The sequence below is a fragment of the Streptomyces californicus genome (genome assembly GCF_000717645.1).
GTDB lineage: Bacteria > Actinomycetota > Actinomycetes > Streptomycetales > Streptomycetaceae > Streptomyces > Streptomyces californicus.
In genome coordinates, this window is the sequence record NZ_JNZZ01000005.1 from 22276 (window position 1) to 39586 (window position 17311).

12 protein-coding genes are annotated in these 17311 nt (G+C 72.5%); 2 read left to right on the forward strand and 10 right to left on the reverse strand.

The annotated features are described in order from the left end of the window. Window positions 1-11 precede the first annotated feature (11 nt). The 9 genes from IF19_RS0108275 to eccD all read right to left on the reverse strand — a co-directional run bounded on the left by IF19_RS0108275 (window position 12) and on the right by eccD (window position 8073). Window positions 12-323 carry a hypothetical protein gene (locus IF19_RS0108275; RefSeq protein ID WP_030116483.1) on the reverse strand — a complete coding sequence of 104 codons (312 nt, stop codon included), beginning with the start codon at window positions 321-323 and terminating at the stop codon, window positions 12-14. Continuing rightward, a complete protein-coding gene (locus tag IF19_RS01000000134600; protein ID WP_032746919.1) occupies window positions 316-774 on the reverse strand; it encodes a YbaB/EbfC family nucleoid-associated protein in 459 nt (152 codons plus the stop codon). The genes IF19_RS0108275 and IF19_RS01000000134600 overlap by 8 nt, the downstream gene beginning before the upstream one ends. Beyond that, on the reverse strand, window positions 774-1517 hold the full coding sequence (locus IF19_RS0108285; protein ID WP_078581050.1) for a type VII secretion system-associated protein: 744 nt from the start codon (window positions 1515-1517) through the stop codon (window positions 774-776). The genes IF19_RS01000000134600 and IF19_RS0108285 overlap by 1 nt, the downstream gene beginning before the upstream one ends. After that, window positions 1514-3757, reverse strand: a complete 2244-nt coding sequence (locus IF19_RS1000000137945; protein ID WP_030116485.1) for a flagellar basal-body rod protein FlgG — start codon at window positions 3755-3757, stop codon at window positions 1514-1516. The genes IF19_RS0108285 and IF19_RS1000000137945 overlap by 4 nt, the downstream gene beginning before the upstream one ends. Window positions 3758-3761: 4 nt before the next feature. Beyond that, window positions 3762-4139 (reverse strand): hypothetical protein, encoded by a 378-nt coding sequence (locus tag IF19_RS0108295; protein WP_030116486.1) that lies wholly within the window; start codon window positions 4137-4139, stop codon window positions 3762-3764. 32 nt (window positions 4140-4171) lie between these two features. Beyond that, the gene (locus IF19_RS0108300) at window positions 4172-4471 is read right to left on the reverse strand and encodes a hypothetical protein (RefSeq protein ID WP_030116487.1); all 300 of its coding nucleotides are present in this window, start codon (window positions 4469-4471) and stop codon (window positions 4172-4174) included. A 53-nt stretch (window positions 4472-4524) separates the two neighbouring features. Beyond that, window positions 4525-4872 carry a hypothetical protein gene (locus tag IF19_RS0108305; protein ID WP_030116488.1) on the reverse strand — a complete coding sequence of 116 codons (348 nt, stop codon included), beginning with the start codon at window positions 4870-4872 and terminating at the stop codon, window positions 4525-4527. A 234-nt stretch (window positions 4873-5106) separates the two neighbouring features. Next, window positions 5107-6618 (reverse strand): type VII secretion protein EccB, encoded by a 1512-nt coding sequence (eccB, locus tag IF19_RS0108310; protein WP_030116489.1) that lies wholly within the window; start codon window positions 6616-6618, stop codon window positions 5107-5109. Between the two features lie 72 nt (window positions 6619-6690). Further along, the gene (gene eccD / locus IF19_RS0108315; RefSeq protein WP_030116490.1) at window positions 6691-8073 is read right to left on the reverse strand and encodes a type VII secretion integral membrane protein EccD; all 1383 of its coding nucleotides are present in this window, start codon (window positions 8071-8073) and stop codon (window positions 6691-6693) included. 269 nt (window positions 8074-8342) lie between these two features. On the opposite strand from eccD, the gene IF19_RS0108320 reads away from it, so the two are divergent. Beyond that, complete coding sequence (locus IF19_RS0108320; protein ID WP_030116491.1) at window positions 8343-12275, forward strand: type VII secretion protein EccC; 3933 nt, start codon at window positions 8343-8345, stop codon at window positions 12273-12275. 228 nt (window positions 12276-12503) lie between these two features. Here IF19_RS0108320 and IF19_RS0108325 read toward each other — a convergent pair whose 3' ends face one another. Next, a complete protein-coding gene (locus IF19_RS0108325; protein ID WP_063831037.1) occupies window positions 12504-13799 on the reverse strand; it encodes a S8 family serine peptidase in 1296 nt (431 codons plus the stop codon). 201 nt (window positions 13800-14000) lie between these two features. Between IF19_RS0108325 and IF19_RS0108330 the strand changes: the two genes are divergently transcribed. Next, window positions 14001-17309 carry a right-handed parallel beta-helix repeat-containing protein gene (locus IF19_RS0108330; protein WP_418952740.1) on the forward strand — a complete coding sequence of 1103 codons (3309 nt, stop codon included), beginning with the start codon at window positions 14001-14003 and terminating at the stop codon, window positions 17307-17309. Window positions 17310-17311 lie beyond the last annotated feature (2 nt).

A 17311-nucleotide genomic window follows, 5' to 3' on the forward strand; every position in this document is an offset into this window, starting at 1 on the left:
GTACGGCCGGCTCAGCCGGCGGCGAGGTGGTTGGCGTCTTCTTCGGCGTCGTTCAGGATGGTCGAGGCCGTGTTGCCGTTGATGCCGACCATCTCCAGCAGCTCGGAGAGCCCTTCGAGGCCGTACGTGAGCCCCTTGCCCGTCGAGTCGACGAACTTGTGGTACTCCTTCGCGTACACGTCGTCCCGCCCGCCGGCGGTCCGGTTCGCCACGTTGATCTTCTCGTTGAGCGTGCCCAGCTCGTTGACGATCCTGGAGATGTCGCCGAACTGCGTGAACCGGCGGGGGAGATCACCCGGAACGCTCAGGGTCCCGTCAGCCATAGAGGCCGTCCTCGTCGCCACGGTTCGCGGACGGCTTGCGGCTCTTGCCGAGCACCGTCTCGGTCAACCCCTCGGGCTGCATCGCCCGCAGGGGAGCCAGCAGGTCGTCCAGCTCGCCGCCGCCCCCGAAGAAGCCGTCGGCCAGCTCCTCCTGGGCGCCCATCAACGGCCGCACGGTGTTCGACACCTTGGAACTCACCTGTGCGCGCGCCGCGTTGACGGTGGTCTTCAGCACCTCCGCGAGCTGGGCGGCCGGCATCGCGCGGTAGCCCTCGGTGTGGAACTTGAACGAGACGACCTCACCGTGGGCGTTGACCGACGCCGTCACCATCCGGTCCTTGGAGGTCGCCGACGCGGACGTCCTGGCCAGCTCCTCCTGGACCTCCTGGATCTTCCTCGTCTGCTCCGCGAGCTGGGCCATGGTCTCCGCGAGCTGCTCCTGGAACGACATCAGTTCTGTTCCTCCTTCGCAACCGGCGACCCGGCGGCGGACGAAGCCGCCGACTCTCCGACCGCTTCCAGCACATCGACAGCCCGGGACAGGTCGTCCGCGGACAAGCGCAGGGCCACGGGGCCCGTCGGGTTGAGGTAGAGGTCCTGGCCCTCCGGTACGAGGGCGAACGCCTCGGCGAGGGGCAGCACCCGGTGGGCGAGGGCCCCCGCCCGCTTCAGATGCTCGGGCGAGGTGAACACCGGGACCACCGCGTCCCCTTCGGGGGTGCAGGCGCTGACCGCACCGCCGTCCGGGGCGGTCAGCACCGCCAGTTCGGCAGCGACCGCCGCCAGGGCGACGTTCTCGACCGGGCCGTAGCCGGTCGCCGCGAGCTGCATGGCGGCGTCCACGTCGTCGGTCGGCTCGGGCCAGCCGAGCATGCCGGGCGACGGCCGGTAGTGCTCGTTGCGCTGCCACTCGACGATCTCGCCGTCGGCGTCGGAGCGCCACTGGCCGATCACCGCCCACAGCGGAGGCTCGCCCTCCCCGCGCCAGGCGGGGTCGACCGTCCCGAGCCAGTGCTCGGGTGCGGTCCGTGCCGCCGCGCGGATGTCGTCCGGCACCGGCGGCATGGCGGCGCCGGCCTCCCCGGCCCAGGCGCCCCCGCCCGAATCCGTACGCCCGCCCGCTTCCGTGTCCGTACCCACGACCGGGGCCACACCCACACCCGTGCCGTCGGTCGCGTTCCCCGTGGAGCTCATCGTCCGATCACACCCGTTCCGGCCTCGGGCTCGGTGCCCCACACCTCTTCGTCCTCCGACAGCCAGACGTTGCGCTGCCGGTCGTTGCCGCTGCCGCTCCCGCCGCCCGGAGCGCCGCCGCCCATCCCCATCGGAGGCATGAACGGCATCCCGCTGCCCGTGGCGCCCGGAGCCCCGGCCCGCCCGAGGACGTTGCCGGACTGGGTGACCAGCCCGCCCTGCGTCGGGGCGGTGGGGGCCGCGGGCAGCCCCATGGCGAGGCGGGCGCGGTTGCTGAGCCCGGCGGCTCCGCCGATCGGCTCGCGCCCTCCGCCGCCGGGGCCCTCGAACGACTTCCGCAGCCCGTCGGTGAGGCCCTTCGAGCCGCCGAGGAGGTCGTTGGAGCCCCCCTTGGAGATGCCGAAGAGGTCTCCGCCCGCTGTGGAGGTACGCCGCTGGCTGTTGACCAGGTCGTCCACCGAGAACGGGTTGCGGGTCTTCAGGCTGCCGCTGCTCTGGGTGATCTGCTTGCCCTGCGGGTCGGTGATGGTCCCGTCCGGGTTGATGCGGGAGCCCGGCGGGACGGTGATCTTTCCGCCGTACGCGTTGGTCAGCGGTTTGCCGTCCGCGCCGATCAGATTCCCCTGGGCGTCCACCTTGACCCCCTTGGGGACGATGATGTTCCCGTTGAAATCGACGCGGAGGCCGCCCGTCAGCCCACCGGACGAACCGTTCGGCGGCGTCGTCACCTTGGGGACGTTGCTCTTGGGCGGGACGATGCTGTTCCCGGGCCCGAGCGTGGAACCGGGCGGTACGACCAGGGGCTTGCCGTCCGGGCCGGTGACCGGCTTGCCCGAGGAGTCGGTGACGGCGCCCGTCTTGGGGTCGATCCGTGATCCGGCGGGCAGCGACAGGGGGTTGCCGGTCGTTCCGCCGCCGCCCCCGCTCGGCCCGGTGACCGGGTTCTGCTTGAGGAGGTCCTTGGTGTTCGGGAGGTTGGCGCCGGAGGGGAGGTTGGCGCCGAAGCTGCTGCCGCTCGGGCCGGTGACCGGGGGCGGGGTGTCCAGGTCGAGGTCCTCGTTGCCGCCCCCGCCGGCACCGCTGCCGCCACTGCCGCCGGCGCCGCCGCCGAACATCTCCTGGAACTTGTTGAGGATGTCGTTGGTGCCGCCCGTGCCGCCGTCGCCTCCGCCGCCCGGTCCCGCGGAGCCGTAGAACTCCTTCTGTTCATCCGCCGTCAAGGAGATCGTGAACGTCTTGTTCACGATGGCGTTCGCCTTCAGGAAAGCCAGTGTCGCGGCATCGTACGCGCCCGCGAGAGCTGCCATCGTTCCCACGGACTTCGCGTCGAGCTCGGTCTCGACCTCGGTGATCCAGCTGGTCTTGGCCTTGGCCTCGATGTCGTCCCAGTTCGGCTTCTCCGACTGGTTGTGGAAATTCGACGGCGGCTTGAAGGTGTTCATGACGGCCAGGAACTGCGCGTACAGATGAGTGAACGCCATGGCCACGGAGCCCTGCTCGACCGCGGCCCCACCGGACATGGTTCCCACCGGCATCGTCTTGTCGAACCACGCGTCGGCGTTCTTCTGGAGCTGCGTGATGGTGTTCGACAACTGCGTGCTCGCCGCGGAGAGCCGCTTGTTCAGGATGCCGTCCGACAGGTAGAAGGAATACGTCTCCTGCAGGGAGCGCTTCACCGCCTGGAGCGTCGCCGCGAAGATCTCGGCGCTCTCTCCCTGCAGTTGGTCGTTCCCGCTTTCGACGGTTTCCGCCCAGGTGTTGAACTGATTCGCCCAGCCGTCGGTCCAGTCGTCCATATGGTTGAGGACGGTGGCGGCCTTCTCCGACAGCAGCGGATTGGCGTCCTTGTTCTTCCCGGTCCGCACCGACGACAGAATGGGTGCCGTCGCTCCGGTGAACTCGGCGAGCGCACCGCTGTCGTTGCCGAATTCGCCCCAGTTGTAGCCGAACCCGAAGATCAGGGCATCGCCCCTCGCGTTGGAGTCACCGGGGTACCAGAACTCGAAGAACGCGTCCAGGCCCCGATCCTCCGCGTAGTCGACCCCCTTCTCGTCGTGCCAGACTCCGTCGCACGTGCGGACGATCCACCGCTTGGAGCCCGGACCCGCCACCGCGTTCCGGTCGGGGAGTTTGGTGACCCCGTCGTGGAACATTCCGAGGATGTCCTCCCACGTGGACGGCATCCCGAACGGGACCGTGGTGGGCTCCTTGGGGGGCTCTTCGGGCGGCGTCTCCGACACGGTGTCACTTTCCCTTCGGCGTGAGGATCTCGGAGAACTCGTCGATGAGCGCGCCGCCGATGCGGTCGGAGTCGTCCTCGGCCTCCCGGTGGATCTTCTCCACTTCACGGAGGCTGGCCGAGAAGCCGTTCAGGACCGTGACCGCGGTCTCGTAGCGGTTGTGCATGGCCGCGCGGAACGCTTCGACCTCCGTGTCGAGCGCTGTCGCCTGGGTGCTCTTGGCGAGGTGCCCGAGGCCGAGCGGCATCTTCGTTCCCATGGTCACGTAGTACGGGTTGAGCCTGAGATGGTCCCGAAAGGTGGGGATCTTCTCGTTCGCGTAGTCGAGATAGACGCCCTCGGTCGACTGGTAGATGTCCCCGGGGGTCTCGTCGGCGGGCATGTTCACACCTCCGTGTCGGTTCGGCGGCCGGGTCAGCTGCCCTGGGCGTTCCGGACGACGCGGCTGCCGGAGGTGTCCCCTTCGCTCTGCCGGGCGTGCATCTTCTGGAGCGTCTGGGTAGCCGTCTCGTACTGGTTGTTGAGGTTGATCTTGAGCGTCTTCAGCTCGGCCTGGAACTCCTCCCAGGACACGCGGGTCTCACCGTTCAGGGTGTCGCGCAGTCGGACGAAGTTCTTCTCCATCCAGGTGAGACCCTCCACCATCTCCTTCTGCGCCATGTTCATCTTGTTGATGGCGGCCTGGAGAGCCGCGTGACTGATCTGGACGGACATGAGGGAACTCCTCGGGAAGGGGGAGGGCGAGAGGGTGGAGGCCGCGGGGCGGGCTACTTGGGGTTGACCGTGTTGCTGATGTTGAGGGCGAGGGAGTTCGACTCGTCCTCGGCGTCCTTCAGGAGGTTCGTGGCCATCCTGGTGCCTTCCAGGAAGAACCGGGTGCGCTCGGTGACGCGGGCGTGGATCTTCTTCCACTCCTCGATGGCGTTCGCGTGGGTCTGCGAGGACCTGGCCTTGTATGCCTCCAGGACCTCGTTGTTGATGGACCCGACCAGCTTGCCGGCCGCCTCCATGTCATCGAGGTGGCGGCCCATCTTCTGCAACGTGTCGAGCATCGCCGTCTCGTCGTTGGACAGGCCGTCCGACGAATTAATGTTGAAACCGGCAACATCGAACATCGAGAGTCCTCCTGGACGCTGCGGGGGAGCACGGTGGCACCACGGGTGCACGGCAAGGCCGACCGCATCGGGAATACCCCCTCCCGGGGTCGGCGATCATCAGATTAATACGGGGTGGGGTGCGGGGGAACCAAGGGGCTCCGGTTATCTGAGAGTTCACCTTCGCTGCCGCCGTGAGCTGCGGAAATGTAGCGATTAGTGAAGCCTCGCGGGCTCCCTTTGCTCAAATCCAGCTCAATTGCCCCAGCCACTCGGCTGCTTGCCGGATGCCTCGTCCGTCGTATCCGCACCTGACGGGGGCTCGCTGTCCGGTGCTCGGTCCGCCGCCCCCACGAGCCCCTGCGCCAGGAGCGCCGTCCCGTCCAGCGCGGGCCCCGACGCCAGCAGCCCGAGCACGCCCGACGGTACGGGCACGGCCTGGTCGGCCCGGTAGCCGAGCCGCGCGAGGCCCTTATCGCCGCCCGCCACCGGGTACTTGGCGCCCGACCCGGTCACCAGGTAGTAGGCCGTGCCGGTGCCGGCCGAGGAGAGCGCCGTGACCAGGGCCCCGCCGTCCGGACGCGCCGCGAACAGGTCGGCGGTCCCGGGACCCGCACTCACCCCCGGCTGGTTGGAGACCGCACGGCCCGTCACCGCGTCCGCCCGGGGCAGTACGACGGAGACCGTCGGCCTTCCGTCCGCCGTGCCGACGACGGCGCACACCCCCTCGCCCGCACGGACCGGTCCGGCCTCGGGCAGCGCGGTCGGCACCTTCCCGCCGCCCGGCCCGACGAGCCGCCCCTGCGCAGGGCTCTGATGGCGGGCCAGGTCGTCCGGGCCGATGCCCGCCGGCGTGACCGCCCCGCCCGCGTAGGCGGTGCGCTGGGTGCGCGGATCCCCCTTGAGCAGGGCCTCCTCCAGCGCGGTGATCCTCGTCAGACCCTTCTCCGTCAGCAGGTAGTGGCCTCCGGGCCCGTCGAAGAGCTGCCCGACCCGGGTGGGCCGGCCGGCGAGCGAGGGGCCCGCCTTGCCGCGACCGGCCACCTCCGGCACCGCCAGGTCCGGCCCGGACGGCAGCGCGTTGAGGAACGCCTCCGGGACCGGGTACGCCGCGTCCGCGTCGTAACCCAGCGACTGGACCGCGTAGTTCGCGGGGTCCAGTCGCATCCGGGTGCCGTGCCACAGGAGGTACGTGTCGTCGCCGGGGACGGTGCGCACCAGCGTGGTCCGGCCCGAGGTCACCGGCCGGCCCTCGGCGGTCAGGCCCACGCCCAGCGTGAGGAGCGGGTCCTCGGCGGCATCGGGCCGGGTGGCGCACACCGACCACGCGTCACGGCTCAGCGCACCCGAGCGCGGCAGCGGGTCCGGTGCGCCGACGATGCCCAGGGTCGCGCCGCGCGGGGCGTCCTCGATGGAGGCCGGCTCGACGCTCACCACCTTCAGCCGCTCGCCCGCCAGCAGCTTGGCCGAGGTCTCGTTGAGGACCGGGTGCAGCACCCCGTCGACGGTGAGGTAGCGGGCGCCCGAGCGCTCGTCGAGCACCAGCGTCCCGGTGGCCTTCCACGCGTTCGAGCCGCCGGGCACCACCAGCCCGTACACGGTCACGGCGAGCGCCGCCAGCACCGCGATCACGAGGCCGATGACGTACCCCTTCGTGGTCCGCCGGTGCGGTGACTCGGGGGCGTCCGGGTCGTCCCGGAGCATGCCCAGCGACAGCCGGCTCATGACGAACATGTGCGCGTGGACCTGGTCCCGCCTGGACTGCATTCCTTGCCTTTCCGACCGGGCGTCGGCCCGGCGAGCGAGGTCCCGGCGCGCCGGTTCCTCCGGCCGCCGGGGTCAACTGTTGAGGCCGCGCAAGTACCCGTAGAGACCGGTGACGAGCAGGGCCAGCGGGACGAGGACGATCGCGAAGAGCAGCTGGAGCAGATCGACCGCGCGCCCCCAGTACGGCACCAGCCGCCGGCCGGGAAGCGTCCACCCCGTGATCGCGAGCACCGCCGCGGCGGCCAGCAGACCGGCGAGCAGCAGCGGCCGGGCACCGGCGTCGGACGCCAGCACCCAGCGCACCGCCAGCAGGACGGAGCCGTACGCGGCCGGCAGGACCACGGCGAGCCGCTGCCACGCCCCGCCGATCGCCCGCGCATGCGTGAACAGCAGCGCGCACAGGACCGCGGCCAGGGTGAGCGGAGCCCACGACGTCTGGAACGCCAGCACCGTCAGGCAGCCCGCCGCCACCAGTCCGGTGGCTCCGTAGAGCCCCGTCAGGTACTGGTCGGCGACGGCGCCCCGGGCGGCGATCAACTCGTCCGGGGTGGGGTCGATGCCCTCCTGCAACTGGCCCGTGTTGGTGGGCAGCAGCGGCACCTTGAGGCCGGACAGGCGGAACGCCAGCGACGGCAGGAAGTGCCCCAGCAGGACGATCACCAGGATCAGCGGGGCGGCTGTGCGGTCGGCCTCCACGCCGAACAGCATCACGGCCCCGCCGAGCGCCCCCAGGGCCGCGGCCAGGGCGGTGGCCAGGAACAGCGGGGCGCACGCGCCCACGGCGGCCACCGCGAGCACGGCGGCGCCGGCCGCGGCGGCACAGCCCGCGAGGAGCCGGGCGCCCCACTCCGCGTCCGACGAAGCGCCCTGCGGCACCAGCGAACCGGCCAGCGCCAGGTAGGGGACGGCCGCCGCGCCGAGCGACGCGCCCGCTCCCACGTCGCCGACCGCGCGCGAGGCCGCCGCCGCGCCGGCCAGCAGGACCACGGCGGTCGCCGCCGCGCACAGCGCGCGCAGCCCCGACGGACCGGGCAGCAGCAGGAGCAGCAGACCGGTGGCGAGCGCGCTCAGGGCGAGCCCCGTCATCAGGTGGTGCGACCACACCGGCCGCCAGGAGTCCGCGCGCTGGCGCAGCTTCCCGGAGAGCCCGTCGACGAGATCGTCGTAATGGATCTCGGGGAGGGCGTCGCCGCGCAGCCGCAGATGAACGGTCTCACCGTCGCGCAGCCCCAGGTCGCCGAGGGTCCTCTCCTCGTCGAGGGGGTCCTGGCCGACGCGCTGGAGCACCCACCCGCCCGCCTGCACACCGCGCTCGAACAGATCGGTGCCCCCGTGGTCGACGATGGTCGGCAGGAGGTCGGCGAGCACGATGTCGGTCGGAACGGCGAGTTCGACGGTCCGGTCGGGCGTCATCACCGTGAGACGGCACAGAAGTGCCGCGGATATGTCGGTCAAGCGCGTTTCATCGCCTTCCAGGACAGTGGTCGACGCGGTCAGATTGATCACATTAACTTGTGTGTGCAGTCTGTAGGTTGTGGGGTGCCGCCCGGGGCCTGCGGTTCCGCTTCGGCCCCCGCCTCCGGCTTCGCCGACCGTTCCACCGGCGTTCACGCACCCGTCACCTCGCACTACGGCACGGCGCCCGTCGCCGACGTCCCTCAGGAAGGCGATTCCCTTTGAGCGTGGTCCTCTTCAAGAGGCCTCCCCGGCGTCTTGGCCCCGAGATGCCCCACGGCGAACTGAGCCTCCAGGAACCGCCGTCGGTACCGGAGCCCCAGAGCGCGATGGGCAACATGATCACGTACATGCCGATGGCGCTCAGCTCGCTCGGCATGGTGCTCATCTTCCTGCGCCCCGGCAGCGGCGGCGGCCCCATGATGTACGTCGCCATCGGCCTGATGGGGCTCTCGGCCGTCGGCATGCTGCTCTCGCAGATCGTCCGGGCCTCCGGGGACCGCAAGCGGGCGCTGCTCGGCGAACGCCGCGACTACATGCGCTACCTGGCGATCAGCCGCAGGCGCGTCCGCAAGGTGATCAACCAGCAGCGCGAGGCCCAGGCGTGGGCCCACCCGGACCCCGAGTCCCTGTGGAGCCTCGTGCCGACCTCCCGGCTGTGGGAGCGGCGGGCCGCCCACGCGGACTTCGCCGAGGTGCGGATCGGCGTCGGCGAACAGCAGTTGGCGACCAAGCTCACGCCGCTGAGCACCAAGCCCGTGGAGGACCTGGAACCGCTGTCCGCCCACGCCCTGCGTCGCTTCATCAAGGCGTACGGCACCGTGCCCGACCAGCCCGTCGCGCTCTACCTGCGGACCTACGCCCGCGTGCTGCTCCAGTCCGAACCCGAGGCCGCCCACGCGATGGCGCGGGCCCTGCTGGCCCAGCTCGCCGTGTTCCACGCGCCGCAGGACCTGCGGATCGTGGTGCTCGCCGACCACGACCGGCGGGAGGCGTGGGAGTGGGTGAAGTGGCTGCCGCACAACAGGCATCCGACGGACGTCGACGGCGGCGGGCCCGTACGCCTCGTCACCGACTCCGTCCTCGGGCTCGAATCGCTGCTCGGCGACGAACTGACCGGCCGGCCCCCCTTCGAGGCGGACGCGGTGCCGAGCGGCGAGGAGCCCTACTGCGTCATCGTGCTCGACAGCGCCCGCACCCCCGAGGACTCCCGGCTCGCCACCGACGGCTACCGCAACACGGTGACGCTGGACGTCAGCGGCTCCCTGCCCTGGAAGGCGTACCGCCACACGCTGCGGCTGCGGATCACCGGACGGCGGCTGGAGCTCGTCGGCACCGACCGGTCGGGCAAGGAGACCGCCTCCGCGCTCGGCGGCCCCGACGCGCTGAGCCCCCGCAGGGCCAGGGCGCTGGCCACCCTGATGTCCCCCCGGCGGATGGGCGTCACCACGGACAACGGCGAGGCGCTCACCTCCGACGTCCAGCTGACCACGCTGCTCGGCCTCGCCGACCTGCACACCGTCGATCTGGACGCCGTACGCGACGAGCGCACCGACCGGGCCAGGCTGCGGGTGCCGCTGGGCCTCGCCGGCGACGGCAGCCCGGTCGAACTGGACATCAAGGAGGCGGCCCAGGGCGGAATGGGCCCGCACGGGGTGCTGATCGGCGCGACCGGCTCCGGCAAGTCCGAGCTGCTGCGGACCCTGGTGCTGGCCCTGGCCCTCACCCACTCCTCGGAGAAGCTGAACTTCGTCCTCGTCGACTTCAAGGGCGGCGCCACCTTCCTAGGCCTGGAGGATCTGCCGCACACCTCGGCCGTGATCACCAACCTCGCCGACGAGTCCGCCCTGGTGGACCGCATGCAGGACGCCCTGCACGGTGAGTTGATGCGCCGTCAGGAACTGCTGCGCAGCGCGGGCAACTACACGTCGGCGTACGAGTACGAGACCGCGCGGGCCGGGGGTGCGGCGCTGGAACCCCTGCCGACGCTCTTCGTGGTGGTCGACGAGTTCAGCGAACTCCTCTCCTCCCACCGCGACTTCATGGACCTCTTCGTGATGGTCGGACGCCTCGGGCGCAGCCTCGGCGTCCATCTGCTGCTCGCCTCGCAGCGCCTGGACGAGGGCCGCATGACGCAGCTCGAATCCCACCTGTCGTACCGGATCGCCCTGCGCACGTTCTCCTCGATGGAGAGCCGCGGCATCCTGGGCGTCCCCGACGCCTACCAGCTCCCCTCCGTGCCGGGCAGCGCCATCCTCAAGAAGGACACCGGAACCCTGGTCCGCTTCAAGGCCGCGTACGTCTCCGGCCCCTACCAGGGGGTCCGCAGGGTCGCCGCCGCCGCCGTGGCCGGGCAGGTCGTCCCGTACCGCACCGAGTGGACCGCGCCCCGGATCCCGGCGCCCGAGGCCGAGCCGGAAGCGGTGGCGACGGAGGAGGAGAGCGAGGAGACCCTGCTCGCGCTGGCCGTCTCCCGGATGCGGGAGGGCGGCCGGCCCGCCCATCAGGTCTGGCTCCCGCCGCTGGACCGCCCGCTGTCCCTGGACACCCTGCTCATGGGAGTGGCGCCGCACCCCGAGCGGGGCCTGACCACCGTCGACCCGGACCTGCGCGGCACGCTGACGGTGCCGGTCGGCATCATCGACCGCCCCTTCGACCAGGCGCGCGAGCCCCTGATCGCCGAACTCTCCGGAGCGGGCGGGCACGTCGGGATCGCGGGCGGCCCGCAGAGCGGCAAGTCCACCCTTGTACGCGACCTGATCATGGCGCTCGCGCTCACCCACACCCCGCGCGAAGTCCAGTTCTACTGCCTGGACTTCGGTGGCGGCACACTCGCCGCGCTGCGCGGCCTGCCGCATGTGGGCGGGGTGACGGGCCGACTCGACCTGGAGCGCGTGCACCGCACGATCGCGGAGGTGCACGGGCTGGTGGCCCGGCGCGAGAAGCAGTTCGCCGACGAGGGCATCGACTCCATGGCGACCCTGCGGGCCCGCCGCGCGGCCGGGGAGTTCGCCGACGACCCGTACGGCGACGTGTTCCTCGTCATCGACGGCTGGGGCACGGTCCGCCAGGACTTCATGGAGGTCATGGACACCGTCTCGGCGCTCGCGGCCCGGGGCCTCAACTACGGCGTCCACCTCATCGTGGCGACGAGCCGCTGGGCGGAGGTCCCCACCGCGCTGCGCGACCAGCTCGGCACCCGGTTCGAGCTGCGGCTCGGCGACAGCATGGACTCCATGATCAACATGCGGGCCGCAGCGACCATTCCCAAGGCGCCCGGTCGCGGCATGACCGAGACCAAGCACCACTTCCTCACCGCCCTGCCCCGGGTGGACGGCGGCGACAGCGCCGCCGACCTCGGAGCGGGCGTCGCGGACGCGGTGGCCCGGGTGGCCGAGCACTGGCAGGGCCCGCCCGCGCCGCCGGTCCGCACCCTCCCCGCGGTCCTGGACCCGTCCGAACTGCCCGCCGCCGAGGTCGGCGCGGACGGCGACCTGCGCCTGCCGCTCGGCCTGGAGGGCGGTCAACTCGACGTCATGTGGCACGACTTCGCGCAGACGCCGCACCTGCTGGTGGTGGGCGACGCGGAGACCGGCAAAACCAACCTGCTGCGTACGGTCTGCCGGACGGTCGCCGAGCGCTACACCCCCGACGAGGCGCGGATCCTGCTGATCGACTACCGCCGGGGGCTGCTGGAGAGCGTCCCCGAGTCGCACCGGCTCGGATACGCGGTCTCGGTCGACGTGCTGAAGCAGGCGGTGGAGGGCATGGCGCGGGCCATGAAGGAGCGGCTGCCCGGCGCCGACATCTCGCCCGCCCGGCTCAAGCGTCGGGACTGGTGGTCCGGGCCGCGGGTGTTCATGATCGTGGACGACTACGACATGGTCTCCAGCGGCAGCATGAGCGACCATTTCGGGCCGCTGCTCGACTACTTCGCCCAGGGCGCGGAGCTGGGCCTGCACATGATCGTCGCGCGCAGCGCCAACGGCGCGGCCCGCGCGCTGAACGACCCCCTGCTGCGCCGGCTGACGGAGGTCAACACCCCGGCGGCGCTGCTCTCCTGCCCGCCGTCCGAGGGCTACCTGTTCAACGACACCAAGCCGAAGCAACTTCCAGCCGGTCGGGCGCAGTTGATTACCCGCAGGGGAGTGATCCAGGTGCAGACCCCGCTGCTGCCGGACACGACGGCCGAGGAGGAGTAGGAGGAGGGGGAGGAGCAGGCGGACGCCCGGCGGCGGTCCCCGTGGCTGCCCCCGGGCTCACGGGGACCGGCCCGCCGGCGAGGGGCGCGGGCCTTCCGCCGACGGGCTCAGTCCGACGACGGGCGCGGGCGAGGCGACGGCAGGCGTGGGCCGGGCAATGAAAGACGAGGGTTCTCCGCCGACGGGTCCAGTCCGGCGACGGCGGGCGCGGGCTTGGAGGTGAAGGGCTCAGTCCGCCGACGTGGCGGGTCCCCCCGCCGGCCCCGCCCGCCACCCCCGCCGCCGCCCCCGGGGCAGCGCGAACGCGAGGAACGCGACCAGCAGTGTGACCGCGACCGCCCCGCCCACCACGGCCAGCGCGTGATCGCGGGCGGTCGGCGGGGCGAGCGGCGGCACGGCCCGGGCGGCCGAGGCGGCGCGCGCGTCGGACGCGGACGGCGGCGAGGCGTGCTCCTCGGGGAGGACGGCGGAGAGCGCCCGCACCGGATCGACGACCCCCAGCCCGACGCCGGGGTCCGGGGTGCCGCCCACCGCCCCGTACGCGGTCGCCTCCAGCCGGTGCGCGACCTGCTCGGCGCTCAGTCCGGGGTGGTACGAGAGCACCAGGGCCGCCGTACCGGCCACGAACGCGCCGGCCACGGCGTCGCCGCTGCCGGTGAACTGCCCGTCGCCGCCCGGCCCCGGACCCGTCACCGCGACGCCGGGCGCGCTCAGCCTCGGCCGGGTGCGCCGCCCCTGCCCCGTGTCGCCCGCGGGCGGTGCGCCGTCCGGCCCCACCGAGGAGACCGCGAGCACTCCCGGCAGCGCCGCCGGGTAGGCCGGCCCGTTCTCCGCGCGCGAACTCCCCGAACCGCCCTCCCACTCGCGGGCCGACGCCGGCGCCACCACCAGCGCGCCCGTCTTCTGCGCCGCGGCGACCGCGTCCTTCAGCTTGCGCGGCGCGGACGGAACGGCCAGCGCCACATGGATGATCCGCGCCCCCGAAGCGGTGGCCGCCCTGATCCCGTCCGCCAGCGCCCCGGGGGTGGTCGTTCCCCCCTTGTCGGTGGCCCGTACCGCGACCACCCGGGCCTCCGGGGCGACCCCGGCCGCCGCGACGCCCTCCTGCGGCCTGCCCGCGACGAGGCCGGCGAGGAACGTGCCGTACCCGACGCAGTCGTCCCGTACGGTGCCGCCGGCCACCACGTCCCGGCCTCCGGTGACGCGGTCCTCCAGAGCGGGCACCCGGCTCGTGTCCGCCCCCGTGCCGACGACAGCCACCTTCACGCCCGCGCCCCGGCTCAACTCCCAGGCCCGGCCGACACCCAGGAAGCCCTGTGCCCAGGGCGTCAGCGCCGACTTCTTGGCGGACTTCGCGGTGCACGGGCGGCCCTCGGCGAGGGTGGCGCTCATGCCGGGCAGCGAGGGGCTGTCCCCGTCCCCCGGCGCGGCGCTCGCGGGGGCCGCGGCGGTGGGTGTCAGGAGCAGGGCCGCCAGAACCGCCGGCCCGAGCGCACGGGACACCGGGGACCTCGAAGATCGCATGGGCCGATCGTAGCGACGTCCCCCGGCCGCCGGAACACGTGTCCGAAGCCCGGAGGCGATGCCCCTCGGGGGTGCCGGAGCCCGCCCGCGATGGCGGTCGACCTGCGGCAACAGGCATGATGGGAACAGCAGTTTCCCTCGTCCCACATGTCGCGCGTCTCCGCCCCGTACCTACGGCGCAGCGGGTCCGGGAGGTCGAACGTGTCACGCCAGATGCTCATCGTCGCCGCCGACGGCACGGGCGATCACCGCACCGTCGGCGAGGCGGTCGCCCGCGCCCGCGCCGGTGCGGTCGTCAGCATCGCCCCGGGGCGGTACGAGGAGCGGGTGACGGTCTCCGCGGCGATCACCCTGATCGCCTCCGAGGGACCGGGAACCGCCGAGTTGGCGCCCCGGCGCGGCACGGCGCTGACGCTCACCGGCGACGCGGTGATGGTCAGGGACCTCGTGCTGCGCGGGCACGACGACGAACTCCCCGTGGTCGACGCCCCCCGCGGCGAGTTGGCGATGGACCGGTGCGACATCCACGGCTCGTCCTGGGCGGCGCTCTACGCCCGGGAGGGCGGCTCGCTGGGGCTGCGGCAGTGCCGGATCAGCAACCCGGCGGGGGCCGGCGTGGTCTCCACCTCCACCGCCGAGAGCCTCCTGGAGAAGTGCGTCGTCGAGCACCTCGGCACCTCCGCCCTGGTCGCGGGCGAACGGGGCAGGATCACCGCGCGGTTCAGTGAGCTGAGGGACACCAAGGGCAACGGCGTCCTCACCAACGGGCAGGCCCACGTCCTCCTGGAGGAGTGCGCGATATCGGCGACCGGGAAACCGGGTGTCGCCGTCGAGGCGGAGAGTTCGGTCCGGATGGTGCGCGGCACGGTCCGCAAGGCCGCCGTCGGCGTGTTCGTGAACACCACCGGGCCGGTCGTCCTGGAGGACGTGGCGGTCGGCGACGCCACGGGCCACGGCTTCGTCCTGGGCGGCGGAAGCTCCCCGTCCCTGACCCGGTGCTCCACCGAACGGACCGGCGGGCACGGCCTGTTGGTGGCCGAACGCAGCCGCGGCACTTTCACGGGCTGTACGTTCGCGAGCGCCGAGGAGTCCGCCGTGCGGATCACCGGCTTCTCCTCCCCGGCCCTCTCCGGGACGGTCGTCCGGGGCGCCAAGGGGACCGGCGTGCTGCTGGACGAGGACTCGTCCGCCGAGTTCGACCGCCTGGAGGTGCACGACAGCGGCGGCAGCGGCATCGTGATCCGCAGCGGCGCCAACCCGCTGCTGCGACGGGCCACCGTCACCGGCGCGGGCGCGCACGGCGTCCAGGTCGTCAAGGACGGCCGGGGGCGCCTGGAGGAGTGCGTCGTCGAGCGGTCGGGCGAGTCGGCGGTCCACGTCTCGGGCCACGGCAACGTGTTCCTGGGCAAGGGGCGGCTGCGCTCCTCCGCCGGCGCCGGCGTCCATATCGGGGCGCTCGGCACGCTCACCCTGCGCGACACCGCGATCGAGGAGTCCGGCGCGGCGGGCGTCCACATCGAGGCGGAGGGCGAACTGGCCGCCGTACGCGCGATGGTGACCGGCTCCGCCGAGTGCGGCGTACGGGTGTCCACCGGGGCCCGCGCCTCCCTCAACGGCTGCGAGGTGACGGAGTCGGGCGCCGACGGCGTCCGCGTGGAGGGCCCCGACGCCGTGACGCTGACCGGCTGCACCGTCCGCGCCAACCGGGGCAGCGGCGTCCGCCAGACGGCCCCCGGCGACCGGCTCGCCGTCGACGGCCTGGTCAGCGCGGAGAACGGCGCCCCGGACGCCTGGGGCACCCCGGAACAGGCGGAGGCAGCGGGGGACGGGCGGCTGCCCGGCGGTGCCGCGCCCGTGGCCGAACCCGCCCCCGGCACGGGCCCGGTGGCCGAACTGGAGTCGCTGATCGGCCTCGACGAGGTCAAGCAGCAGGTGCTCACCCTGATCAACCTCAACCGGATGGCGCAGCGCCGGGCCAGCATCGGGATGCCCGCCCCGCCGATGAGCCGCCATCTGGTCTTCGCGGGCCCGCCCGGCACCGGCAAGACCACCGTCGCCCGCCTGTACGGCTCCATCCTCGCCTCGCTCGGCGTCCTGCGCTCCGGCCACCTGGTGGAGGTCTCCCGCGCGGACCTGGTCGCGCAGATCATCGGCGGTACGGCGATCAAGACCACCGAGACCTTCACCAGGGCGCTCGGCGGCGTGCTGTTCGTCGACGAGGCGTACACCCTGCTCTCCGACAGCGGCGGCAACGGCGCCGACTTCGGGCGCGAGGCGATCGACACCCTGGTGAAGCTGATGGAGGACCACCGCGACGACGTGGTGGTCGTGGCGGCAGGCTACCCGAAGGAGATGACCGAGTTCCTGGCGTCCAACCCGGGCCTCGCCTCCCGCTTCACCCGCAACGTCGAGTTCAGCGACTACACCTCCCAGGAGCTCGTCACGATCGTCGAGCGGATGTGCACCGGCCACCGCTACGAACTGGACCCGGCGGCGCGTACGGCGCTCGTCACCCGCTTCGACCGCATCCCCCGCGACGCCGGATTCGGCAACGGCCGCACCGCGCGCAAGGTGTTCGAGGAGATGGTGGACCGCCAGGCGTCCCGGCTGGCCACCCTGGCGGTGGCCGACGAACGGCAACTCGCCCTGCTCACCGCCGAGGACGTGGGCGTGCCGACGGGCGGCGTGCCGGAGGACGAGGCGGCGGAGGACCCGCTGCTGCGGCTGAACAGCCTGGTGGGCCTCGCGTCCGTCAAGAGCGAGGTGGGCGACCTGGTCCACCTCCTCGCCGCCGCGAGCCGGCGCAAGGCGGCCGGCCTGCCCGCGCCCCATACCAGCAACCACCTGGTCTTCGCGGGCCCGCCCGGCACCGGCAAGACCACCGTGGCCCGGCTCTACGGCGAACTGCTCGCCTCGCTCGGGGTGTTGCCGCGCGGCCAGCTCGTCGAGGTCTCCCGCGCCGACCTGGTGGGCCGCTATGTCGGCCACACCGCGCAGTTGACCCGCGAGGCGTTCGAACGGGCTCTGGGCGGTGTCCTGTTCGTCGACGAGGCGTACACGCTGACGCCTCAGCTCGCCGGAGGGTCCGCGGACTACGGCCAGGAGGCGGTGGAGACGCTGCTGAAGCTGATGGAGGACCACCGCGACGAGGTGGTGGTGATCGCGGCCGGCTACACCGCGGAGATGGACCGGTTCCTGGCGTCCAACCCCGGGCTCGACTCCCGCTTCCCGCGCCGGGTCGAGTTCCCCGACTACTCCTCGGACGAACTGGTCACGATCGTCTCCACGCACGCGGCCGACAACGGCTACGAGTGCGCCCCCGGCACGGCCGAGGCGCTGCGGGCCCACTTCGACGCCGTCCCCCGGGGCGCGTCGTTCGGCAACGCCCGGCTGGCCCGCCAGACGCTGGAGCGGATGATGACGCGCCAGGCCCGCCGACTGAGCACCGTGGCCTCGCCGAGCCTGGACGACCTGCGCCTCCTGCACCCGGAGGACCTCGCCCCGCGCTGAAC